This window comes from Nonomuraea sp. NPDC050556, assembly GCF_044457355.1.
Classification (GTDB): Bacteria; Actinomycetota; Actinomycetes; order Streptosporangiales; family Streptosporangiaceae; genus Nonomuraea.
In genome coordinates, this window is record NZ_JBITGU010000003.1 from 1,502,630 (window position 1) to 1,525,225 (window position 22,596).

The window sequence follows — 22,596 nt, forward strand, 5'->3', positions numbered from 1 at the left end:
TGAGGGGGCGATTGTCCGGCTCCTGCCGTGCCCGCACAGTGAGGGCCATGACAACCACCGCCCTGCCGGAGGTCCGACGCAAGGCGTGGGCCGTCGTCGCGATGCTGCTCGGGTTCATGCTGGTCAACTTCATGGACAAGACCGTGCTCGGCCTGTCGGGCACCGCGGTCATCAAGGAGCTCGGGCTGACCGCCACCGAGTTCGGCGCCGTCGGCAGCGCGTTCTACCTGCTGTTCAGCGTGTCCGGCGCGGTCGTGGGCGGGCTGGCCACCAGGATCAGCTCCCGGTGGATCCTGGCCGCCATGATGGTCGGCTGGTGCGTCGCGCAGTTCCCGATGCTGCTGCCCGCCGCCGGCGCGGGGATGCTGCTGGGCACCCGCGTCCTGCTCGGCGCGGCCGAGGGGCCCGCCTACGCGATCTCCAACCACGCCGCGTTCACCTGGTTCCCCGACAAGGAGCGCAACCTGCCCAGCAGCGTGCTCACCCTGGGCGCCGGGCTGGGCGTCACGATCGGCGCGCCGCTGCTCACGTGGATCATCACGGCGTACGGCTGGCGCTGGGCGTTCGGCGCCACGGCGCTGATCGGGCTGGTCTGGCTGGCGGTGTGGCTGCGCTGGGGCAAGGAGGGCCCGTACGGCGTGGCGTCCAAGGCCGAGGCCGGGCCGCGCGTGCCGTACCGAAAGTTGCTCCTCAACCGCACGGTCGTCGGCGGCACCGCGGCCGCCTTCTCCGTCTACTGGACGCTCGCGCTGGCCCTCACATGGTTCCCGCAGTATCTGCAGAAGGCGCGCGGCTACACGCTGCCGCAGGTCGGGCTGCTGTCGGTGGTGTGGCACGTGGCCGGGCTCGTCGTCATCCTGGGCACCGGGCTGATCACCCAGCGGTTGCTCAAGCGCGGCGTGTCCAGCAGGATCGCGCGCGGCGGCGTGGCGGGCGTCGCGGTCATGGTCGCCGGGGTCGCCACGGTCGCCATGACGCGGGCCGGCAGCCCGGCCCTGCACCTGGTGCTGCTGACGTTGTCGGCCTCGCTCGGCTACATCGTCTTCCCGCTCACCCAGGCCGTCTTCGCCGAGATCACCCCGGACGCGCAACGCAGCGCCGTGCTCGGCATCACCCAGGCGATCGCGACGGTCGCGGGCGTGCTCGCCCCGGTGATCACCGGGCGCATCGTGGAGCGGGCGGCGGACGCGGCCACGGGGTTCGGCACCGCCTTCGACCTGGCGGGCGGGCTCATGGTCGCGGGCGGCGTGATCGGGGTGCTGCTCATCCGCCCGCGTAGTGCCTGAAGAAGAGCGCTCTTGAGGGGCAATCCGCCAGGTGTTCTCAGAGCTGCTCGGCGAAGTCGTCGCGCCAGCGGGCGGCCCGTTCCCTGATCAGGGCCGGGTCGTCCAGCACGGCGCGGGAGACCGACGGCACCAGGTTGTGCGACGCGGCTCCCGCGATCCCCGGCAGGTCGGCGGCCGTCGCGCCCTGCGCGCCGAACCCGGGCGCCAGGATCGGCCCGTTCAGCCGCTCGAGCGGGTGGTCCTGCGGCACGCCCACGACGACGCCGATCGACCCCATCGGGCTGGCCCCCGCGTTGACCTCGGTCACGCCCGCGAAGACCTGGTCGGCCACCAGGGCCTGCAGCTCCGCCGCCTCCGGGTTGGACGTGCGGGCCAGCACGAACAGCCCGGCGTCGTTGGCCAGCGCCGAGGCGATCGCCACGCGCAGGGACCCGAACCCCAGGTAGGGGCTGACCGTGATCGCGTCGACCGCGAGCGGGCTGCCCCGGTCGAGGTACGCCTCGGCGTACGCGGACATCGTGCTGCCGATGTCGCCGCGCTTGACGTCGAGCAGCACCAGCGCGCCCGCTGCCCGCAGGTCGGCGATCGTCTCCTCCAGGACCGCGACGCCGCGGCTGCCCCACCGCTCGAAGAACGCCGACTGCGGCTTGACCACGGCGGCGAGGTCGCCGACCGCGCCGGTCACCGTACGGCAGAAACGTTCGAGCCCGGCGGGGGAGTCGTCGAGCCCCCAGGCGTGCAGCAGGCCGGGATGCGGGTCGATGCCCACGCACAGGGGCCCGCGCTTGTCGAGACCGGCGCGCAGCCGTTCACCGAACGACTCAGTCATCACGGTTCGAGACTAGTCGAACGCAGGAAACTCTCAACGGCCGCTATGTGCGTGGCCATCGCGGCCGCAGCCCTGGACGGGTCGCGGTCGAGCAGCGCGCGGTAGACGGCCTCGTGCTCGCCGATCGCGCGGCCGAAGACGCCCTGGTCGGCGTGGCCGCGCCACACCCTGGCCCGCAGCGTGCGCCCGCTGAGCGACTGCACCAGCGCCGCCAGCACCGGGTTCGCCGCCGCCTCCATGACCACCTCGTGGAAACGCACGTCGGCGGCGACCACGTCGTCCACGCTGCCGTCGCCCGCCTGCGGGTCGCGCCGCATGGCCGCCAGGCACTCCGCCAGCTCGGCGAGCTGCTCGCCGGTGATCCGCGCCGCCGCCCTGGCCGCCGCCTCCGACTCCAGCACCCTGCGTACGGCCAGCATGTCGAGGACCGTGGCGTCCTGCGACATCTCGATGAGCAGCGCGAAGGAGTCGAGCAGGCGGCCCGGCGCCAGGCTGGTGACGTAGGTGCCGTCGCCCTGCCGCGACTCCAGGATGCCGCCGAGCGTCAGCGCCCTGATCGCCTCGCGCAGCGTGTTGCGCGACACGCCGAGCGTGGCGGCCAGCTCCCGCTCGGTGGGCAGGCGCTGGCCCGGCCCGAACTCGCCCGTGACGATGGAGCTCTTGATCTGCTGGATGGTCTGATCGGTGACCGACATGTCTAGTGCGTCGCCCCGGCGTGGACGGCCAGGTCGCCGGCCGTTTCCAGCGCCGCCGCGATCATGGCGCGCAGCGCGCGGGCGACGACGGCGGTGTCCATGCTCGGCTGCGCCTGGTCCACGACCTGGTCCGGGGAGTAGGGCACGTGCACGAACCCGCCGCGCAACCCGGGGCGCTCGGTCTCGATCAGGTGGGCCAGGCCGTACGCGACCTGGTTGCAGACGAACGTGCCCGCGGTATAGGACACGTGCGCGGGAACGCCGGAGGCGCGCGCCGCCTGGACCATCGCCTTTACCGGGAGATGGGCGAAGTACGCCGCAGGCCCGCCCTCGACCACGGGCTCGTCGGACGGCTGGGCGCCCGCGTTGTCCGGAATGCGGGCCTCGGCGAGGTTCACCGCCACCTTCTCCACCGTCACGGCCGCGCGCCCGCCCGCCTGGCCGACGCAGAGCACCAGATCGGGCTCGTGCTCGGCGATCGCGGCGCGCAGGGCGGGCAGCGCCCCCGCGAACGTGCACGGCAGCTCGACCGCCACCACCCCGTCGAGCAGCCGCACCGCGTCGAAGGACGGGTTGGTGCGCTCCCCGCCGAACGGCTCGAACCCGGTTACCAGAACTCTCTTCACGATCCCCTAGCTTCGCATGGACTCTTCCGTGGGTAGATCCCGTGACATGTACGAGATCGCCCAGCGCATGTTGTCGCTGCACACGGACCCCGCGCGCGACGTGTGCGTCACGATCGGCCTGCCGTACGAGGAGCCGACGGGGGAGTGGTCGTGCCCCTACCGGATCGACGGGCTCGACGGCTGGGAGCACGAGCGCAAGGTGACCGGCGTGGACTCGATGCAGGCCGTCGAGCTGGTGCTCGTGGTCGTGCGCAGCGCGCTCGCCGGATCGCACGAGGCGCGCGAGGGACTGCTGGACGTGGACGTCGAGGGGCCGCAGAGCGTCTACGTGAGCTGGGACAAGGACAACGACGTGGCCTACATCGCGATGAAGCGGGAGATCGCGGTGGGCGAGGCGGTGCGGCAGAAGGTCGTGGACGACGTGGTGCTCGACTTCGCCGAGTCGGGGGAGCTGCTCGGGGTGGAGCTGCTGGAGGCCGACCGGCTGATGCCATCCGAAATGCGCCTCTAGTTAAGCAGCCTGCGCCAGCGGGGTTGTTCCGTGACGACCGTGGCGGCGGCCAGGACGGTCACCACCACGGCGACGGCCGGGTACCAGGCGATCCACGACGCCACCACGGCGACCACCAGCTGCAGCAGCACCAGCGCGATGGTCACGTAGCCGGGCACCGCGACGATGACGCTGTTCTTGTCACCGGGCGTCGAGAACAGCGTCGGCAGGCCGATCAGGACGACCACCGACAGGACGGCCAGCAGCACGGAGTGGGAGGCCAGCGCCCAGGGGGCGGCCACCCAGGCGACGAGCTCGGTGATGAACCGGAGGGCACTTGACACCCGGGCAGCTTACTGTGGCGAATAATCCACTTATGACCTCCCCGCGGTTGATCGCCACCGACCTTGACGGAACCCTCCTCGACTCCACGGGCGCCGTGTCGCCCCGCACGCGGCGCGCGTTGCGCCACGCCACGGAGGCGGGAGCGGAGGTCGTCTTCGTCACCGCCAGGCCGCCGCGCAGCATCCGCCAGCTCGCCGAGGCCGCAGGGGTCAGCGGCACCGCCGTGTGCAGCAACGGCGCGCTCGTCTTCGACCTGGACGAGGGCGAGGTGACCGCCACCTACGCGCTCGACCCAGGGGCGGCGCGGAAGGTGGCGGAGACGTTGCGCGAGGTGCTGCCCGGCCTGGGGTTCGCGGTGGAGACCGGGTGGCGGGTGCTGGCCGAGCCGGAGTACGGCAGGCCCACGCCGTGGGACGACCACGTCAGGGAGGAACTGGCCGAGCTCGAACGGCTGTGGGTCAGCGGGGAGCCGATCGCCAAGCTGCTCGCCTGGTCGCCGACGCACTCGGTGGACGAGGCCTTCGCCGCGGCGGTCGCGGTCGTGGAGGGGCGGGCGGAGGTCACCCACTCCGGCGGGCGCGGGCTGCTGGAGATCAGCGCGCCCGGCGTCACCAAGGCGGGCACGCTCGCCGTCCTCTGCGAGGAGCGCGGCATCGACCCGGCGGACGTGGTGGCGTTCGGCGACATGCCCAACGACCTGGCCGTGCTGGCGTTCGCCGGAGCCGGGTACGCCATGGCGAACGCGCACCCCAGCGTCCTGGCCGCGATCCCGCGGCACACGCTGTCCAACGACGAGCACGGTGTGGCCGCGGTTCTCGAGGAGCTCTTCGTACAACCCACGGTGTAGTACGGACGACGACGCGGGGCGGATGTCCCGCGCCGCCGTACGCGCGATTCTGGTGGCCCCCCGACCAGAGGAGAATCGCGTGACCACCGCCTTCAAGTACCTCATCTCGCTGACCGGCGTCGCCGTGCTGGTGCAGGCCGTCTCGGCAGGGCAGCTGATCAGCGGCGGCTCGTCCGGCATGCACGCTACGGGTGCGGGAGCCGTCCATCTGCTCCAGCTGCTGACGTTCGTCGCCGCCGTCCTGGTGTGGCGCCCAGGGCGCGGGCCGCTCTGGCCCGCGGTGGCGAGCCTGGTGGCGATGCTGCTGGGCTTCGTGCAGTCGGCGCTCGGCGGCAGCGGCGCGACGGCCGTGCACGTCCCGCTCGGGATGGCGCTGTTCGGCATCACCGTGTGGCTGGTCACCTGGGCGTGGCGCTCGGGAGAGCGGGCGGCCGTACGGCAGGCGTGACGGGTGCGACAATCGCCGCATGCGACGCTTCAAGCGGCTCACCGTCGAGGAGGCCGGATCCCTCACCCGCGACAAGCTCCTGGCCAGGATCGAGGAGGAGCAGCGGTACTGGTACCGGCGCATCCAGGCGTGCACGATGCGGCCCGGCGACGACGCGGCGTTCAGGACCTTCAACGAGATCATGGACGCGGCCGTCAGGGAGACGCTCGCCGAGCCCGCTGACGCCTTCACCCAGACCTTCGACCACTAGGTCAGAGCAGTCCGCCGAGCTCGCCGCGGCCGGTGACGCCGAGCTTGCCGTACGCCATCTGCAGGTGGTTCTCCACCGTCCTGATCGAGATCACCAGCCGTCCGGCGATCTCCTTGCTGGTCAGCCCGGCCGCGGCGAGCTGGGCGATCTCCAGCTCGCGCGACGTGAGGCCGGGCGCCTGCAACCTGGACAGCGCCGGGGTGCGCGCTCCGGCGCACCGCGCGGCCAGCGTCCACGCGCGGGCGCCCGCCGACCTGGCAGACGCCGTACGGCCCGCCGACTCGAAGGCGCGCGACGCCTGCGCCGCCGCCTCGGCCGCGTGCAGCGCGAACCCCAGCTCCTCGAACCGTTGTGACGCGGTCAGCAGCGCCGCCCCGTCGCCCCAGGCGGCCGCGTGCGCCGCGGCCGCCTCGGCGTACCACCCCTGGCATTCGTCCGCCAGCTCGGCCAGCCGGTCGGCGACCAACGGCGCCGCGCCCAGCCTGACCGCGTCGTGCCTGGCGATCACTTCCTGGCTCAGCGCGCCGTACTCCCGCATCCGGTCGGCGGCGGCGATCGCCAGCTCCGCCGGGGCGCCCTCGCCGCGCGCCGCCGCCACCCACGGCCGGACCAGGTCCTCGTTGAACCGCGCCGTCACCGGCGGCACCTGGGCGCCGCCCGGCTCCATCGTGGTGTTCGCGTCACCGGCGAGCGCCGAGGCGTGGGCCAGCTCGACCCAGACCTGCGCCTGGTACTGTCCGGGCGCGCCGGACACCTCGGCCCGGTGCAGGGCGGTCCTGGCCTTCGTCACCTCGCCGCGCATCCGGGCGAGGACGGCGCGCGTCAGGTCCAGCTCCACGCCCGCCAGCTCCCAGTGCCCGTCGGCGACGAGCGCGGCGTGCTCCTCGGTGGCGGCAGCGTATCCGGGCAGGTCACCGGCGAACATCGCGGCAGAACGCCTGATCTCGTACAGCCCGCGGAAGATCACCGGCACCGCGCCCTCCCAGCGCTCCCGCATGGCCAGCACGCGGTCGGTGATCTCGACCGCGTCGAGCGGGCGGCCGGTGAACAGCAGCACCCAGGCGCGCATCATCAGCGCCTGCGCCAGCATCCCGTCGCCCGACGGGGCCGCGACGATGGCGTCGGCGACGCGCAGCGCGTCGGCGAACTCGCCCAGCGCCAGGTGGTAGCTGGCCCGCCAGAACGCCATCTCCTGGAGGTTGTCCGGCTCCTTGAGCGTCCTTTCACCCTCCTCCAGCAGGCGCACGGCCTCGGGGATGCGGCCGCTGGAGCTCAGCACGTTGATCCTGGTGGAGATGAGCAGCGCTCGGGTGCGTTCGTCGCACGGCTGGTCCCAGACGGCGGCGAGCACCCTCTCCGCCTCGGCAGGGTTGCCGGAGAAGGCCAGGACGGGGGCGAGCAGCACGGCCGCCCTCGGGCCTGCGCCCGCGTTCAGCGCGGCCCTGCCCAGGCGTTCGGCCAGGGGGTAGTCGTGGGCGGCCCAGGCCAGTTGCAGCGCGGCGAGGAGGGGTTCGGGGTCCTCGGTCGTGCCGCTCTCCAGGCGCCACATGGCCAGGCGCAGCACGTCGTGCCTGCGGCGGGCGGGGGTGGCCTCGATCGCCTCGGCCAGCTCGCGGTAGCGGCGCCTGGTGCGGAGGCTGGGGCACGCGGCTCTGACGGCCTCGCCGTACAACGGGTGGGTGAGACGGACGGTGGTGCGGCGGCCGTCCTGGACGATCCTGACCAGGCCGCGGGCCTCCGCGTCCTCCACCGGGGCCTCGCCGGTGGCCTTGGTGAGGGCGTGCAGCTCCAGGGGCTCGCCGAAGGCGACCAGCTCCAGGGCCTGGTCGGGGGTGCCGATCCGGGCGGCGATCAGCTCGATCAGCCGGGTGGGCAGCTCGACCTCGCCGCGCCACCTGCCGGTCCGGGTGAGCGCGCCGGAGGTGATGAGCTCGCGCAGGTAGAGGGGGTTGCCCTGGCTGAGGTCGGCCAGCCTGTCGACGGTCGCGGGGTCGGCGGGGGCGCCGAGAGTCTGGGCGAGCACCTCGCCCACCTCGGTTTTGAGCAGCGGGCCGAGGTCGATGCGCTCGGCGAGGCGGTCCTTCCACAGCGCGGTCACCGAGTCTGCGCACGGCTCGCCGGTGCGTACGGTGACCACCAGCTGGACCCGCCCGGCGAGCTGGTGCACGAGGGCGGCCGAGGTGGCGTCGAGCAGGTGCGCGTCGTCCACCAGCAGGAGGCCGGGGTCCTTGGCGAGGATCTCCCTGGCGGCCCAGCCGAGCAGGTTGTCCCCGGCCGGCCCGGCGGGGAGCAGCGCCGCCATCGCGCCCAGGGGGAGGGGTCTTGCCGCCTCGGTGGCGCTGACCTGGAGTACGGCCCGGCCGGAACGTTTCGCGGCGACGCGGGCCAGGCGGCTCTTGCCCACGCCGGCGGGCCCGGCGACCACCACGCTGCCATGCCCTTTCAGGGCGCTGTCGATCATGGACAGCTGCGGTTCCCGCCCCACCAACGGCCACACCATGAGGGAAGCGTAGATCAGGAGAGGGTGCCGTGCCTCGCGAGGTGGTCGGCCAGGCGGATGGGCTCGGGGAGGCGGTAGCGGGGTGCGAGGCGCAGGACCTGGTCGCAGGCCGTGTCGAGGCTGATCAGGTGGCCTGGGGACACGTAGACGGGCTTGATCCCGTCGCGGGTGCGGAGGGCGCGGCCCACGGTCTCGCCGTCCATCGTGATGGGCGACCAGGAGCCCCTTTCCTTGTCCGGGAGGTCGTTCTCGCCGGTGAAGCGGGTCTTCCCGACGCCCAGCGCGGGCACGCCGGTCAGGACGCCCAGGTGGCAGGCCAGCCCGAAGCGGCGGGGGTGGGCCAGGCCGTAGCCGTCGCAGACCAGCAGATCCGGCGGTACGGCCAGCCGTTCGAGCGCTTCCACCAGGGCCGGAACCTCACGGAAGGCGAACAGCCCCGGCACGTAGGGAAAGGTCGTCCTGCCGTGCACGACCACCTGCTCGATGACCTCGAGGGTGTCCGCCGAGAGCACCACGACGGCGGCGGTCAGCTCGTCATCCCCGCGATAGTGCACGTCAAGCCCGGCCACGCGGCCGAACGTCGACGGCCCGTCGAGCCTGACCATCGGGCGCAGGCGGCGCTGGACCTCCTCCGCCTCCTCGACGGTGACCGGCCAGGGGTGAAGATGATCGACACGCACCGGGTCACGCTATCGGCCGGTGGGGTCGAAAAGGACCGTTTGAGGGGTACTGTCGGGTGTCATGATGGACGTGCTGGTGATCGTCGGCCCCGGCGTCGTGGCCGATCGCGCGCTGCTCGGCGAGGTGGCGGAGCGCGAGTTCGCCGCCCTGGGCGTGTCGGGACGAATGATTCACGCCCACACCGCCGAAGACGTCCAATCCCACCTCCCACCCCAAACCACCCCGCCCAACCCCGAACCAACCCCGCCCCCCGCCGAGCCCGCCTCACCTAGCGCTGGGCTGCCCCCATCCGGGGCGAGCGCACCTGGGCCAACCCCACCCGGGGCGACCTCACCTGAGTCGACCTCACCGGGAGCGACCCCGTCTGGGGCGACCCCACCTGGGGCGATCTCACCCGAGGGGACCTCACCCGGGGTGACCCCACCCGCCCCCTCCACCGCCGAGCCGCCATCACCCGCGGCGCCATGGGCTCGGTCGGCTCCTCCTTCCGCGTCGAGCGTCGGGCTGGCCCCACCTGGGGCGACCTCGCCCGCTTCGTCCGGCCACGGAGTGACGCCCACTCATGGGGCGACCCCGCCCTCCGTCGGGTCGACGTCACCCGTCGGGTCGACGTCACCCGTCGGGTCGTCTCATCCGGCGACAGCCGCACCCGTCGATGGGGCGTCCGAGGGTGGGGCGACGGCTGTTGTGGTGGTGCCTGGGCCGAGTGATGAGGTGCGCCAGTTGATGGCGGGTCCCGCCAGGCCGGTCGTCTGGGTGGATCTGACCCGTGAGGACGACGCCCCCGAGGGGGCGGTTCACCTGCACGGTCGTGGGATCAGTGGCCTCACCTGGGCGATCAGGCACGCCGTACACCGCGCGGAACGGCCCTGCCGCCGCATCCCGTACGGCCCGCACCGCGACCAGTGGGCCGAGCTGCACCTCCCCGACGAGGCGAAGGGCCTCCTGCCGGTGGTGGCGCTCATTCACGGCGGTTACTGGCGGTCCATCTGGGGCGCCGACCTCATGGACGCCCTCTGCGCCGACCTCGCCGCCCGCGGGTTCGCCGTGTGGAACCTCGAGTACCGCCGCCCCGACCTCCACGGCTGGCCCGCCACCACCGCCGACGTCGCCGCCGGGCTCGACGCGCTGTCCACCGTCGACGCGCCGCTCAACCTGGACAAGGTCGCCGTCGTCGGCCACTCGGCCGGTGGGCAGCTCGCCCTGCGCGCCGCTGCCGACGGTTCCCGGGTGGCGCTCGCGGTGTCGCTGGCCGGGGTGCTCGACCTGGTCGAGGGCGAACGCCGGTGGCTCAGCTCCGGCGCCGTGGCGGCGGCCCTGGGCCACGCCACGACGCCGCACGAGGTGCACGCGGGGGCCAGCCCGTTGTTACGGCTGCCGATGAAGGTGCCGCAGCTCATCGTGCAGGGGTCGAGCGACGACCTGGACCTCGTGGACTTCGGCCGCCGCTACGCCAGGGCCGCCAAGGAGGGCGGCGACACCATCACGTACCTCGAGATGTCCGGCGACCATTTCGCAGTGATCGACCCCAGAACCCCCATCTGGCGCACCACCGCCCTAGCCATCGCCGACGCCCTCCGCTAGAAGGACCCCCTGAAGGAAGCGGGAGGTCCTCCCGGCGAGAAGCTGACGCTCCTCCCGTGAGGTGGTCCTCCCGCGAAGCCGCCGGTCCTCCCGCGCGAGGATGGCGGTCCTCCCACGAGAAGTGCGCGGTTCTATCGCGGGAGGTCATCGCTCCTCGTGCGAGAAGCTGATGGTTCTTTTATCGGAAGCCGCCAGTTCATGGCCGGAAGCCGTCGCTCTCGGCGCTGGGAAGGCGTCTCGCTAGAGGTCGTCCCAGGGGGCGAGGAGGGGGGTGGCGGCTGCGGCTGGGGCGGTGAAGGACCAGCGGCCGGGGGGCAGGTGCAGGGAGCACGAGCCGTCTGGCAGGCGCGTCACCGGGAGGTCTTCGCCGAAGCCCATGAGGAAGCCGCCGTTGACGGTCATGCCGTCCCACGTCCCCCCGACCGGCATGATCGCGCGGGCCGACACCCCGACGGGGACCGTGAAGGTGAACTGCAGGCCGTCGGGCTCCGCGCGCCACCCGGACTCCACCACCCCGGCGGCGCTCGCATACCGGGCGCTCGCCGACCGCATCAACGGCACCGGCCCCGGCCGCAGCAAGAGCTCGGTGAAGCCGCCGCTCACGCCCCTAGGGTCGTCGCCGATGCCCGCCACGTGCCGGAACAGCCAGTCGCCCACGCAGCCGTAGGCGTAGTGGTTGAAGGAGTTCATGGACGGCGTCTGCAGCCCGTTCCTGTGATGCCACGAGTCCCAGCGCTCCCACAACGTCGTCGCCCCGGCCCGGAGCTGGTAGCGCCACGACGGGTAGCCCTCCTGGTTGAAGATCCGGCAAGCCAGGTCGTGATGGCCGGTGTCGGAAAGGACGGGCAGCAGCAGTGGTGTCCCGACGAACCCGGTCATCAGGCGGTGGCCGTCGGCGACGACCAGCCCGGCCAGCGCACCGGCCACGGCGTCCCGATCCGACAACGGCACGAGGTCCCAGGCCAGGGCCACGGCGTAGCCCGTCTGGGTCTCGACGCGCAGCCGGTGCCCGTCCATGAACGCCTTCCGGAACGCCTCCACCACCCTCGCCGCCGCCTCGCCGTACTCCTCGGCGTGTGGCTCCCCGAGCACGTCGGCAGCCTGCGCCACCAGGCGGAGGCTGCGGGCCAGCGCCCCGGTGGCGATCAGGCTCTTGGGCGTCTCGACGGTGCCCGGCGCCAGCCAGTCGCCCAGCGCCCGCCCCTGCCGGATCCCGTCCGGCGCCCCGGCCAGGCAGTAGTCGACCCAGCGGCGCATCGGGTCGTAGGCGCGGCGCAGGGTACGGTCGTCGCCGTAGCGCCGCCACAGCAGCCACGGCACCTCGACCAGCGCGTCCGACCAGACGGGCGAGTCGTAGCCGTACTCGGGCAGCACCGGCGCGACATGCGGCACCGCGCCGTCCCCCCGCTGGCCGTCGATGAGCGTGGTGACCCACCCCGACAGGAACGCCTGCGAGTGCCGCAGGAAGCTGAGCGTCGAGCCGAAGACCGAGATGTCGGCCGTCCAGCCCGCCCGCTCGTCGCGCTGCGGGCAGTCGGTGGGGATCGAGACGAGGTTGCCCTCGGCCGAGGCGGTGATGTTGGCGATGAGCTGGCGCACCGCCGGGTCGTCGGCGGTCAGCTCGCCGGTGACCTCCAGGGCGGACGACAGGAGGACGGCCTCGGCGTCGGACGGCTGCAGCGCGCCTGGCCAGCCGGTGATCTCCGCGTACCTGAAGCCGTGCACGGTGAAGGCGGGCTCGACGACGTGGTCTCCCGGGCCGACGTGGAACTCGTCGCGTTGCTCGGCGGTGCGCAGGTTGTCGGTGTAGAGGCGTCCGGCGGCGGTGAGCTCCTCGCCGTGCCGTACCACCAGATGGGCTGGCCCGGTGACCCGCAGCCGGAGCCTGCCGACCACGTTGCGCCCCAGGTCGAGCACCTGCACGCCGGGGACGGGCTCGGTCACCCGCACCGGCCGCACGACCCCGATCACCCGCACGGGCGGCGCGGGATCGGCCTCCACGACCAGCCCGCCGACAACCCGGGTCTCGGGTACGGCGGGCTGTTCGTGAGTGTCCCGCGCCGCTGGTCGTGAATCGGTGTCACGGGTTTCCAGCGCGTCGATTGTTTCGCCCATCACCAGGTCGGCGCGGGGGCGGCCGAGGGGGTGCAGGGTCCAGTCGAGGGGCAGGGGGTTGCCGTCGGTGCGGATCTGGGCGCTGGCGAGGGGGCGGTCGCCGTACCTGGCTGGGCCGCTCGCTGCGACGTGGCCCGCGTACCAGCCGGGGGCCAGCCATATCTCCAGCTCGTTCGCTCCGGGCAAGAGCAGCTGAGTGAGGTCGAAGAGGCGGTAGCGGACCCTCACCGTGTAGTCGGTCCAGCCCGGGGCCAGCTCCTCGTCGCCCAGCCGGTGACCGTTGAGCAGCACGCGGTAGACGCCGAGCGCGGTGACCGCCAGCCACACCTCGGCGGCGTCCCCCGGGGTGAAGGTGCAGCGCAGGCTCACGGCGGCGGTCGGGTCTCCGACCAGCCACGGCGCGTCCCAGGCGCCGTCCGCTCGGAGGCCGGTGGTGAAGGTCCCGCTGATCTGCTCGCCGACCGTCCAGGTGTACGCCGTGAGCAGGGCGAGCACGTCGGCGGGGACGTCGACGTGGTTCGCGCCCTCGGGGACCTCCTGGCGCCAGACCTCTCCGACCGCCGAGCGGACGGACACCAAGGAAGGGCGGTCCAGGAGGGCGGGCCACGACAGGCGAGGTGACGGCTCGTCCACGCCCACGGGGTCGGCGAGGCCGCAGGTGAGCCCGGCGAGGTGACCAGTGGGCGGGGGAGGGATGGCGGGCACAGGCCCGTCGGAGGGCAGGGGCGACCGCGTCACGCGCCGCTCCCGAAGGCAGCGGAAGGGGCGACGCCGGACGCGAGGGCATCGGGAGCGGCGGCGCTGAACGGGGTGGTGGGGAGGCCGGTGGTGAAGGCGTTGTGGAGGTTGTCGATGTCCACGCCACGCAGGCTCGGCGCCACCACGTTGATGAGCAGCACGAAACACGCGTCATGGTCGGGATACATCCACCACTGGCACCCCGAAGCCCCACCATGTCCGTAAAGGCGACGCTCAAGAAGCCCGGGAGCCGAGTGGCGCAGGTTCCACGGCAGCCCCCAGTCCTGCCCGGCGTTGACCGGATCAGGCTGCAGCTTCACCAACCCGGTCGTCTGCGGCGTGGTCATGGCCGCATGGGTGACCGGGTGGACGACGGAGCCACGCAGCAAGGCGCTGCCCAGCTCCAGCAGGTCCTCAGCCCGGGAAAACAAGGCCCCGGCCGGGTGGCGCAGCCGGATGAAGGCCGGGAAGTCGAAGCCAGGCCCGAACAGGTCGAGCCCGTGCACCTCGGCCGGAGAGCAGTCGGGGTCGAAGGTGAGGCCGCCGAGCGGGTTCAGCTCGTCGTCGATCACCGAGGCCACGTCGCGGCCGGTGACGTCCCTGACCATCTCCGCGATCCCGGTGAACGCCAGGTTGCTGTAGTGGCTGAGCGTCCCGGCCTCGAACAGGGAGGGCGCGGTGACGAGGTGCTCGACCAGGTCGTCCGGGTTGAGCGTCTGCTCGAAGATGCCACTGGTGTGGGTGAGCAGGTGCCACAGCGTCACGTCCTTGCGCGCGAAGCCGGGCAGCACCTCGGCCAGCGGTCGCCGCAGCGACATCAGCCCCCGCTCCACCTGCCGCATCGCGGCCAGCCCGACGATCGGCTTGGTCACGGAGAACAGCGCGAAGTGGTCGTCGACGCGGGTGGCGCGGCCGTCGTGCGTGCCGTACGCCTCGAGGACCTCGATCCCCGAGGAGGTCGCCGCGCCGAACACCGCACACGGCAGCCGCCCGGAGTCGACCTCCCGCCGCACCCAGTCCAACGCGATCTTGTGCGAGGTCATCCCTTGATGGCACCTTCCGTGAGTCCGGCCAGGACGCGCTTCTGCGCGACGACATAAACAGCCACGAGCGGCAGCGTGGTGAGCAGCACGTGGGCGAAGACGAGGTTCCAGTTCAGGCTCTGCAACGTGCCGGAGGCGAACTGGAACAGGCTGAGCGGCAGCGTGGCCCGCTCGCTGCCGTGCAGCAGGAACAGGGCGAAGAAGAAGTCGTTCCACACGTTGATGATCAGGATCACCGCGCCCACGAACAGGACGGGACGCAGCAGCGGCAGCAGGATCCTGGCGAACACCTGTCCCTGGGAGGCGCCGTCGATGGCGGCGGCGTCCTCCAGGTCGCGGGGGAGCGCCCTGACGAAGCCCGTGGCCAGGAACACCACGATGCCCATCCGGCAGCCGACCATGGTCAGCAGGTAGCCGAGCGTGGTGCCGTCGAGGTTCAGCGTGCGCAGCAGGTAGACGGTGGGGATGATCGACGGCGGGATCAGCACCGACAGGCCCATGATGAAGTAGGCGCCCTGCAGCCACCGCGACCTGCTCCTGCCGAACGCCCAGGCGGCGGCCGCCCCCAGCAGCACGACGGCCAGCACCACGGGCACCGCGATCATGAGGCTGTTGGCCAGCCCGGTCAGGTAGCCGCCGCGCTCGAACACGATCGCGTAGTTCTCGGCGAGCGCCCACTCGCGCGGCAGCGCCAGCGACAGCTCGGCCGCCTCTCCGGCGGGTTTGGCGGAGTTGACGACGACCAGCCAGATGGGCACGAGCACCCACGGCACGGCGAAGACCGACAGCAGCAGATACTTCCTCATGCGGTGACCTCCCTGCGGCGCAGCCACCACACCAGGGGTACGGCGGTGCAGATCACCAGCAGCGTGACCGTGAACCCGAGCGCGCTGGCCGAGCCGAAGAAGCCCTGCCCCCACTGCTGGCGCATGACGATGTTGAGCGCCCGCGTGTGGTCGCCGGGACCGCCGCCGGTGGTGGCGGCGATCACGTCGTAGGCGCTGAGCGCACCCACCAGCGTGACCGCCACGTTGAAGGTCAGCGCAGGGGCCAGCAGCGGGAACGTCACCCGCCTGAACCTGGTCAGCGCACCGGCCCCGTCCACGATCGCCGACTCCGTCAGCGCCCGCGGGATGGCGTTCAGCCCCGCGATGTAGACGAGCGTGATCAGCCCGCTCCACTTCCACGCGTCGACGAACGCCACGCACACCAGCGCGGTCGAGGGTTCGCCGAGCCAGGCCCACTCGATGCCGAGCGCCGAGTTGAGCGGCCCGTGCGGGGCCAGGATGCCGCGCCAGATGTACCCGGCGGCCAGCGGCGACACCAGCGTGGGCAGGAAGAACAGCGAACGGAAGACCGTGTTCACCCGGCTGGTGCGCTGCAGCGCCAGGGCCAGGCTGAGGCTGACCGTGTTCTGGATGGCCATGCAGACCACCGCGTAGAGGACGGTCACGGTGACGGCGTTGGACAGCAGCCCCTGCTCGATGAGCAGGCCGAAGTTGTCCAGCCCGTTCCAGGAGATGCCCTCGCTGAACCCGGTCCACGAGGAGAAGGCGAAACGCACGTTCAGGAGGAACGGCACGGTGAAGAACACCGCGACGAGCACGCTCGCGGGGAGCGCCCATCTCACCATCCCTTCAGCCCCGCCGCCTTGGCCGCCTGCTCCACCTGGCCCTGCAACTGGGTGGCGACCTGCTGCGGGTCCTTCTGCCCTGCGATCAGCTCGGCCATCAGCGTGGCCAGCCCGCCCACGCCGGGGATGTCGGAGTTGAAGGCGATGACGGCGCCGGTGTCGTAGGCCTTCTTCACGTCCTGCAGCACGGTGGACACGCCCTGCGGGTCAGGCACGCCGTCCAGCACCGGGAACGTCTTGGCCGCCGAGACGTAGTCGGCGTACGCGGGACCGGTCATGAACCTGACGAAGTCCAGCGCCGCCTTCTCCCTGGCGGGGTCGCCGGTCTTCGGCAGGTAGAACGTGCCGATCGGGCCGGGCGCGTAGGTGGCCAGGGGCGTGTCACCGGCCAGGCCGACGAAGCCGACGGTGTCGTCGACGACCTTCTGGTCGCCGCCGGCCGCCGCGAGCAGGGCGGGCAGCATGTCGGAGTGCTGGGCGACCATCGCCGCCTTGCCGGACACCAGCGCCTTCATCGAGTCCTCGAAGGTCGCCGTGACGATGTCCTTGTTGAAGCAGCCGTCCTTCTTGAGCCCGGCGTAGGCGCTGAGCCCGGCGACGAACGGGGAGCCCGAGTCGGCCAGCGAGGCGGTGTGTCCCGCGACGGCCTTGCCGTACGCGTTGCCCTGGTTGGCGCTGGCCATGTAGAGGATGGGGAGGATCTGCACCGGCCAGATCGACCCGCCCGCCTCGAAGATCGGCGTCACGCCCGAGGACTTGAGCGTGGCGCAGGCCTTGGCCAGGTCGGCGAAGCTCTTCGGCGGCTCGGTCAGGAGCTTCTTGTTGTAGTAGAGGCCGAAGACCTGCGGGAAGCCGGTGATTGCCGCGTAGACCTTGCCGTCGACCGACCCGGCCGACTTGTAGAGATCGCCCGATTTCGCGATGTAGGCCTCGCCGGACAGGTCGCGGAGGTTCTGGGAGGGATTGAGCGCGAGCAGGCCGCTCGTCGTCGCGTGGTATTCGAGGATGTCCGGACGGTCGCCGGTCGCCCACTTGGTCTGGGTGGTGTCCTCGAACCCGTCGGACGGGATGGAGACCAGCTCGACCTTGACGCCGGACTGCTTCTCGAACTTCTTGTACATCTCCAGCAGGGGGGCCGGGTCGGCGCTGTTGTGCCAGAGCTTCAGCGAAACAGCGGAATCAGACGAGGTGGAGCAGCCGGACAGGACGAGGACGGCGCCGATAGCCGCACCGAGCAGACGGGATGGAGCTCTCACGCCGCACTCCTTCAACAAGTGATGTGTAGAACGTTCTCCATTCCTAGAGCATGGTGCTCACCGTTGACAAGAGCCATCCGTGAGGTACATTCGTGTTTCGTTCTACGAAAGGAATCATGTGTCGAGCGGGCGGGTGACGATCGCCGACGTGGCGAAGCGGGCTGGGGTCTCGACGGCCGCGGTGTCCAAGGTGCTGCGCGACGCCTACGGCGTGAGCGAGGCCATGCAGCTCAAGGTGCGGGCCGCCATCGAGGAGCTGGGCTACCGCCCGCACGCGGCGGCCAGGGCGATGCGCGGGCGCACCTACACGCTCGGCGTGCTGCTGTCCGACACCAGGAACCCGTTCTTCCCCGACATCATCGAGGGCCTGATCGAGCAGCTCGCAGACACCGAGTACCAGGTGCTGCTCGGCCCCGGCGGCGTCGAACCCGCCACGCAGGCCAGGATGACCGACGCCATGATCGACAGGAGTATGGACGGGCTCGTCCTCATCTCCCCGGTCATCGCCGACGCCGACCTGGCGGCGCTCGCCGCGGCGGTGCCCGTCGTGGTGGTCGGGCGGCACGGTTCGGCGTCCGCCTACGACGCCGTGGTGGACGACGACGTCATGGGCGCGGGGCTGGTGGTCGAGCACCTGGCCGCGCTGGGGCACCGCGCCATCGGCCACATCACCCACCTCGACAGGGGCCGCGCCCACGGGCTGCCGCACGCCGTGCGCGCCGAGGGTTACCGGCAGGCGATGACGGCCAGAGGGCTCGAACCCCAGGTGGTGGCCACCTCCTTCAGTGAGGAGGGCGGCTACCGGGGAGCGCTGGAGCTGCTGGCGAGCGACCGCCCGCCGACCGCGATCTTCGCGGGCGCCGACGTGGCCGCGCTCGGCGTGCTGCGCGCCGCGGACGAGGCCGGGCTGTCGGTGCCTGACGACCTGTCGGTCGCCGGATACGACAACATCGGGATCGCCTCGCTCAAGCGCATCTCGCTGACCAGCGTCGACCAGGACGGCCGGGTGATCGGGGCGACGGCCGCCAAGCTGCTCGTGGAGCGCATCGAGGGGCGCAACAGCGCGGTCGTGTCCTCGGTGTCGCCCGGTCTGATCGTGCGCGGGACGACGGGGCCTCCGCGCTCCTAGGGAAACAGCGAATCGGGGGATCGCCTTGCCTGAGATTAAAACGATTTAACAAGAAAGGGATCCTCCTGTGAAACGACTGGCTCTCCTCGCCCTGTTGGCTCCGCTGCTGGTCGCGGTGCCGTCTCCCGCCGAAGCCACGGTCTGTCCCGTCCGGGTGGACCCGGCGGCCTTCGCCACCGAGCAGCGGCTGAAGGACCTGGCGCAACAGCAGGGCGCGTTCGGTCCCCGGCCCACCGGCTCGGCGGCGCACGCGAACTACGTCAACTGGCTGGAGCAGGAGGTCGGGGCCATTCCCGGCATCCAGCTGTCGGCGCTGCCGTACCAGATCGACCGCTATGACTCGCTGTCCACCGCCGTCACCCCGGGCCGCGCTGCTGCGCCGATCCCGTTCTCGAAATCCACCGGTCCAGGCGGCGTCACCGCGCCGCTCGTGCACGTGCCTGCGGGCACCGCGATCACCGCGGCCAACTCGGCCGGGAAGATCGTCATCAGGGACCTGCCCTGGCAGTCGGTGCCGAACGCGCTGTTCTACCCGCTGATGCTCGGCTACCACATGTACGACCCGGCGCACACGATCAACCCGCTCGGCTCGGAATCCCTCGAAGCCCCGGCGGCGGCGGACGCCGACCTCAAGGCGGCAGCGGCGGCGGGCGCCAAGGGCGTGATCGAGGTCAGCAAGCTGCCGCACGACCAGATCGAGGGCATGTACGCCCCCTACGAGGGCCTGCCGTACGACCTGCCCGGCATCTACGTCGGCGCGGTGGAGGGCGCGCAGCTCAAGGCGGCGGCGCAGGCCACGCTCACCGTGAACGCGGCCTGGACGCCCACGACCACCCGCACCGTGCTCGCCACGCTGCCCGGCGCGAGCGCGCAGAAGATCGTGGTGGAGAGCCACACCGACGGCATGAGCCCGATCTGGGACAACGGCCCGCTCACCATGATCGAGATGGCCCGCTACCTCGCCGCGCTGCCGGTCGCGTGCCGTCCGCGCACGATCCAGTTCGCCTTCGTCACCGGCCACCTCTACCAGCACCTCACCGGGCCGGCCGTCCGCGAGGGCGGGGCCGGCCAGCTCGCCGCGCTGCTCGACGCCGAGTACGACCAGGGCAAGGTGTCCTCCGTCGTCGTCCTGGAGCACCTGGGCGCGAAGAAGTACGACCTCGCGTCGAACGGCCGGCTGGTCGCCGACCCGGCGCTGACCGAGCTGCTGTGGGTGCCGGTGACCGACAGCACGCCGCTGCGCGAGCTGGTCAAGGAGCACGTCGTGTACCGGGACGTGCGCCGCACCGCCATTCTCAAGGGCCTGTCGGCGGCAGACCTCGGGACCGTGCCGCACCACTGCGGCTTCGGCGGGGAGGGCACGCCGTACAACCAGCACCTGCTGCCGACGGTCGCGGCCATCGCGGCGCCCAAGACGTTGTTCTCGCCGCAGTTCGGGGTCGAGGCGATCGACTTCGCGGTGATGCGCAAGGCGTCGCTGGCCTTCACCGACGTGGTGCTCGACCTGGGCCCCATGGCGCAGCAGGACGTCGCGGGCGACGTCACCTACATGCGTACCCAGCGGGCGTCGGGCACCCCGGGCTGCGCGTGAGCATCGACCGGCGGGCGCTCGTCGCCCGCCACACCATCGTGGTGACCGAGCCGGATCCTGAGTCGCCGCTGAGCGTCGGCAACGGCGAGTTCGCCTTCACCGCCGACGTCACGGGCCTGCAGACCTTCGTTCCGTACGGCACGCAGGCCCAGTGGGGCTGGCACACCATGCCCAACCCTGAAGGCCACACCCTGGCCGACGCGCTGACCGACTACGACGGCGTCGGCTACCCCGACCTGCACGGCGGCCACGCGGCGGGAACCTGGCTGCACGTCAACCCGCAACGGCTGCACCTGGGCAGGATCGCCCTCGACCCGGGCGACGCCACGCCGGCCGACCTGTCCGGCACCCGCCAGACGCTCGACCTGTGGACCGGCCTCCTGACCAGCTGCTTCACCGTGTACGGCAGGCCGTACACGGTCGAGACCGTCTGCCATCCGGCACGCGACCTGCTGGCCGTCAGGGTCGAGGGAGGCGCGCCCGTCACGCTCGCCTTTCCCTACGCCAGCGACGGCTGGCACACCACGGCCGACTGGGACAGCCCTGACCGCCACACCACGCTGGCAGAGGGCAGGCACCTCACCCGCGTCCTGGACGACGACCGCTACCACGTGACCACGGAACCGGCGGGGGAGCGGCTGGGGCAACACCTCTTCCGCTTCGACGGCCCGGAGGTGGTGATCGCGTTCGACAACCGCGAGGAGCTGCCCTCCTTCGAGGAGGTCAAGGCCGCCTCAGCCGAGCACTGGGCGCGGTTCTGGAGCACCGGGGGAGCGGTCGAGCTCGACGGGCCGCCGCAGGCCGCCGAGCTGGAACGCCGCGTGGTGCTCTCGCAGTACCTCACCGCGATCCACTGCGCGGGCTCCACCCCGCCCCAGGAGACCGGCCTGCTGCAGAACTCCTGGGGCGGCAAGTTCCACCTGGAGATGCACTGGTGGCACGCGGCCCACTTCGCCCTCTGGGGCCGCGCCGACCTGCTGGAGCGCAGCCTCGGCTGGTACCGCGGGATCCTTCCCGCCGCGCGGGCGACCGCGGAGCGGCAGGGCTACGCGGGCGTGCGCTGGCCCAAGCAGACAAGCCCCGACGGCAGGGAGAGTCCCAGCCCGATCGGTGCGTTCATCCTCTGGCAGCAGCCGCACCCGATCTACCTGGCCGAGCTGGTCAGAAGGGTCCGGCCGGAGGCGCTGCACGACTACAGCGACCTGGTCTTCGAAAGCGCCGCCTTCATGGCGTCCTTCCCCCGCCGCGAGGAGGGCGCCTACGCGCTCGGGCCGCCGCTGGTCCCGGCGCAGGAGTCGTACTGGGAGGACCGGGCCCGGGTGGTGAACCCCACCTTCGAGCTGGCCTACTGGTGGTGGGGGCTGGAGACCGCGCAGCGGTGGCGCGAGCTGCTCGGCCTCGGGCGCGACGAGGAGTGGGCGCGGGTCCAGGACGGGCTGGCCAGGCCGTGCGTGCGCGACGGCGTCTACGCGGCCATCGCTGCGGAGCCGTACACGATCAGGACCGACCACCCGTCGATGACGGGCGCCCTGGGGGTGGTGCCGCCGACCCCGCTCATCGACCCGGAGACCATGCGCGCCACCCTCCACGACGTGCTGGACGACTGGGACCTGGAGAGCACCTGGGGCTGGGACTACCCGATGCTCGCCCTGTGCGCGGCCCGGCTCGGTGAGCCCGAGACGGCGGTGCGCGCGCTGCTCATGGACGTGCCCAAGAACACCTACCTGGTCAACGGGCACAACCGGCAGTGGCCCGAGTACCTGCCCGCCTACCTGCCGGGCAACGGCGGACTCCTGACCGCGGTCGCGCACCTGGCAGCCGAGCGGTGCTTCCCGGAGGGCTGGACCGTCCGCGCAGAGGGGGTGGTCAGCTTGCCGTGATCAGCGTGACGGCGAAGTGCCGCAGGTCGTCCGCAGAGGCGAGCAGGTCGCCCACCCGGCCCTCGCGCACCTCGGCGGCGATGAACTCGGTGATCCCGTAGACGATCAACCGCGGGACCGCCGGCGGCAACGGCTCGGCGCGGGCACGTACCGCCAGAGCCCCGATCATGTGCAGGAACGGCCGGTAGGCCTCGTCGCGCTGCTCCAGCGCCCGAGCGCCCGCCCTGGGCAGCTCGACGAAGTACGCCTGGGCGTACGCGGGCCGCTCCTGCCACCACCGCAGGTAGGCCGTCAGCCCCAGCGAGAGCGCGTCACTCCAGCTCGCGTCGGTGCCCGCGGTCGCCGTGTAGATCGACGCGACCATCTCGGGAAGGTCGCGCTCGCACACCGCGAGGAAGCACGCCTCCTTGTCGGCGAACTGGGCGTAGAAGGCGTTGCGCGAGACCCGCGCGGCGGCGATCACGTCGGGAACGGTCGTGGCGGCGTAGCCGCGCGCGGCCACGAGCTGCAGCATGGCCTCGATCAGGCGCGCCCGCTGTGAGCTGCGCACGGTCTCCGCCGAGAGCCCGTGCCTGCCGCGAGGAAGTGGTCTTGACATCGCCCCCCGATCGTACTTCCCTCTATCGGGAG

At 71.9% G+C, this 22,596-nt stretch carries 21 protein-coding genes; 9 read left to right on the top strand and 12 right to left on the bottom strand.

The genetic code is table 11. From position 1 onward, the window contains the following. Positions 1 to 47: 47 nt before the first annotated feature. Complete coding sequence (locus ACIBG8_RS35995) at positions 48 to 1,286, top strand: MFS transporter (protein WP_397347576.1); 1,239 nt, start codon at positions 48 to 50, stop codon at positions 1,284 to 1,286. Between the two features lie 37 nt (positions 1,287 to 1,323). Here ACIBG8_RS35995 and pyrF read toward each other — a convergent pair whose 3' ends face one another. The 3 genes from pyrF to pcp are packed head-to-tail and all read right to left on the bottom strand — an operon-like array spanning position 1,324 to position 3,436. Beyond that, complete coding sequence (gene pyrF, locus ACIBG8_RS36000) at positions 1,324 to 2,115, bottom strand: orotidine-5'-phosphate decarboxylase (protein WP_397347832.1); 792 nt, start codon at positions 2,113 to 2,115, stop codon at positions 1,324 to 1,326. Beyond that, a complete protein-coding gene (locus tag ACIBG8_RS36005; RefSeq protein ID WP_397347577.1) occupies positions 2,115 to 2,810 on the bottom strand; it encodes a FadR/GntR family transcriptional regulator in 696 nt (231 codons plus the stop codon). The genes pyrF and ACIBG8_RS36005 overlap by 1 nt, the downstream gene beginning before the upstream one ends. A 2-nt stretch (positions 2,811 to 2,812) precedes the next feature. Then, positions 2,813 to 3,436 (bottom strand): pyroglutamyl-peptidase I, encoded by a 624-nt coding sequence (gene pcp, locus ACIBG8_RS36010; protein WP_397347579.1) that lies wholly within the window; start codon positions 3,434 to 3,436, stop codon positions 2,813 to 2,815. A gap of 28 nt (positions 3,437 to 3,464) precedes the next feature. Between pcp and ACIBG8_RS36015 the strand changes: the two genes are divergently transcribed. Continuing rightward, the gene (locus tag ACIBG8_RS36015; RefSeq protein ID WP_397347581.1) at positions 3,465 to 3,947 is read left to right on the top strand and encodes a DUF2283 domain-containing protein; all 483 of its coding nucleotides are present in this window, start codon (positions 3,465 to 3,467) and stop codon (positions 3,945 to 3,947) included. Here ACIBG8_RS36015 and ACIBG8_RS36020 read toward each other — a convergent pair. Beyond that, entirely contained in the window at positions 3,944 to 4,270 is a 327-nt protein-coding gene (locus ACIBG8_RS36020; protein ID WP_397347582.1) for a hypothetical protein, read from the bottom strand. The two genes, ACIBG8_RS36015 and ACIBG8_RS36020, sit on opposite strands and share 4 nt — an antisense overlap. A gap of 32 nt (positions 4,271 to 4,302) precedes the next feature. Between ACIBG8_RS36020 and ACIBG8_RS36025 the strand changes: the two genes are divergently transcribed. The 3 genes from ACIBG8_RS36025 to ACIBG8_RS36035 all read left to right on the top strand — a co-directional run bounded on the left by ACIBG8_RS36025 (position 4,303) and on the right by ACIBG8_RS36035 (position 5,816). Beyond that, complete coding sequence (locus ACIBG8_RS36025) at positions 4,303 to 5,118, top strand: HAD family hydrolase (protein WP_397347584.1); 816 nt, start codon at positions 4,303 to 4,305, stop codon at positions 5,116 to 5,118. A 79-nt stretch (positions 5,119 to 5,197) separates the two neighbouring features. Continuing rightward, positions 5,198 to 5,566, top strand: a complete 369-nt coding sequence (locus tag ACIBG8_RS36030) for a hypothetical protein (protein ID WP_397347585.1) — start codon at positions 5,198 to 5,200, stop codon at positions 5,564 to 5,566. A 19-nt stretch (positions 5,567 to 5,585) separates the two neighbouring features. Next, complete coding sequence (locus tag ACIBG8_RS36035) at positions 5,586 to 5,816, top strand: hypothetical protein (protein ID WP_397347587.1); 231 nt, start codon at positions 5,586 to 5,588, stop codon at positions 5,814 to 5,816. A 1-nt stretch (position 5,817) separates the two neighbouring features. Here ACIBG8_RS36035 and ACIBG8_RS36040 read toward each other — a convergent pair whose 3' ends face one another. Both ACIBG8_RS36040 and nfi read right to left on the bottom strand, forming a co-directional pair. Beyond that, a complete protein-coding gene (locus ACIBG8_RS36040) occupies positions 5,818 to 8,316 on the bottom strand; it encodes a LuxR C-terminal-related transcriptional regulator (RefSeq protein WP_397347588.1) in 2,499 nt (832 codons plus the stop codon). Between the two features lie 14 nt (positions 8,317 to 8,330). Further along, positions 8,331 to 8,996: a deoxyribonuclease V gene (nfi, locus tag ACIBG8_RS36045; RefSeq protein WP_397347590.1), complete on the bottom strand. Its 666-nt coding sequence runs from the start codon at positions 8,994 to 8,996 to the stop codon at positions 8,331 to 8,333. 727 nt (positions 8,997 to 9,723) lie between these two features. Between nfi and ACIBG8_RS36050 the strand changes: the two genes are divergently transcribed. Continuing rightward, complete coding sequence (locus ACIBG8_RS36050; protein ID WP_397347833.1) at positions 9,724 to 10,581, top strand: alpha/beta hydrolase; 858 nt, start codon at positions 9,724 to 9,726, stop codon at positions 10,579 to 10,581. A 240-nt stretch (positions 10,582 to 10,821) separates the two neighbouring features. On the opposite strand, the gene ACIBG8_RS36055 is transcribed toward ACIBG8_RS36050, so the two are convergent. From ACIBG8_RS36055 to ACIBG8_RS36075, 5 genes are read right to left on the bottom strand one after another with little or no spacing between them, the layout of a single operon-like run. Then, positions 10,822 to 13,434, bottom strand: a complete 2,613-nt coding sequence (locus ACIBG8_RS36055; protein ID WP_397347591.1) for a family 78 glycoside hydrolase catalytic domain — start codon at positions 13,432 to 13,434, stop codon at positions 10,822 to 10,824. Further along, positions 13,431 to 14,477 (bottom strand): serine hydrolase domain-containing protein, encoded by a 1,047-nt coding sequence (locus ACIBG8_RS36060; RefSeq protein WP_397347592.1) that lies wholly within the window; start codon positions 14,475 to 14,477, stop codon positions 13,431 to 13,433. The genes ACIBG8_RS36055 and ACIBG8_RS36060 overlap by 4 nt, the downstream gene beginning before the upstream one ends. Next, on the bottom strand, positions 14,474 to 15,283 hold the full coding sequence (locus ACIBG8_RS36065) for a carbohydrate ABC transporter permease (RefSeq protein WP_397347593.1): 810 nt from the start codon (positions 15,281 to 15,283) through the stop codon (positions 14,474 to 14,476). Before ACIBG8_RS36065 ends, ACIBG8_RS36060 begins: the two co-directional genes overlap by 4 nt. After that, positions 15,280 to 16,110, bottom strand: coding sequence for a carbohydrate ABC transporter permease (locus tag ACIBG8_RS36070; RefSeq protein ID WP_397347594.1), 831 nt, complete (start codon positions 16,108 to 16,110; stop codon positions 15,280 to 15,282). The genes ACIBG8_RS36065 and ACIBG8_RS36070 overlap by 4 nt, the downstream gene beginning before the upstream one ends. Next, positions 16,104 to 17,366 carry an ABC transporter substrate-binding protein gene (locus ACIBG8_RS36075; RefSeq protein WP_397347595.1) on the bottom strand — a complete coding sequence of 421 codons (1,263 nt, stop codon included), beginning with the start codon at positions 17,364 to 17,366 and terminating at the stop codon, positions 16,104 to 16,106. The genes ACIBG8_RS36070 and ACIBG8_RS36075 overlap by 7 nt, the downstream gene beginning before the upstream one ends. Positions 17,367 to 17,445: 79 nt before the next feature. On the opposite strand from ACIBG8_RS36075, the gene ACIBG8_RS36080 reads away from it, so the two are divergent. The 3 genes from ACIBG8_RS36080 (at position 17,446) to ACIBG8_RS36090 (ending at position 21,966) form a co-directional block, all read left to right on the top strand. Then, positions 17,446 to 18,495: a LacI family DNA-binding transcriptional regulator gene (locus ACIBG8_RS36080; RefSeq protein WP_397347596.1), complete on the top strand. Its 1,050-nt coding sequence runs from the start codon at positions 17,446 to 17,448 to the stop codon at positions 18,493 to 18,495. A gap of 67 nt (positions 18,496 to 18,562) precedes the next feature. Beyond that, positions 18,563 to 20,086 (top strand): hypothetical protein, encoded by a 1,524-nt coding sequence (locus ACIBG8_RS36085; protein WP_397347598.1) that lies wholly within the window; start codon positions 18,563 to 18,565, stop codon positions 20,084 to 20,086. Continuing rightward, positions 20,083 to 21,966 carry a hypothetical protein gene (locus tag ACIBG8_RS36090; protein ID WP_397347599.1) on the top strand — a complete coding sequence of 628 codons (1,884 nt, stop codon included), beginning with the start codon at positions 20,083 to 20,085 and terminating at the stop codon, positions 21,964 to 21,966. The genes ACIBG8_RS36085 and ACIBG8_RS36090 overlap by 4 nt, the downstream gene beginning before the upstream one ends. Here ACIBG8_RS36090 and ACIBG8_RS36095 read toward each other — a convergent pair. Then, on the bottom strand, positions 21,953 to 22,564 hold the full coding sequence (locus tag ACIBG8_RS36095) for a TetR/AcrR family transcriptional regulator (protein ID WP_397347600.1): 612 nt from the start codon (positions 22,562 to 22,564) through the stop codon (positions 21,953 to 21,955). The genes ACIBG8_RS36090 and ACIBG8_RS36095 overlap by 14 nt on opposite strands. Positions 22,565 to 22,596 lie beyond the last annotated feature (32 nt).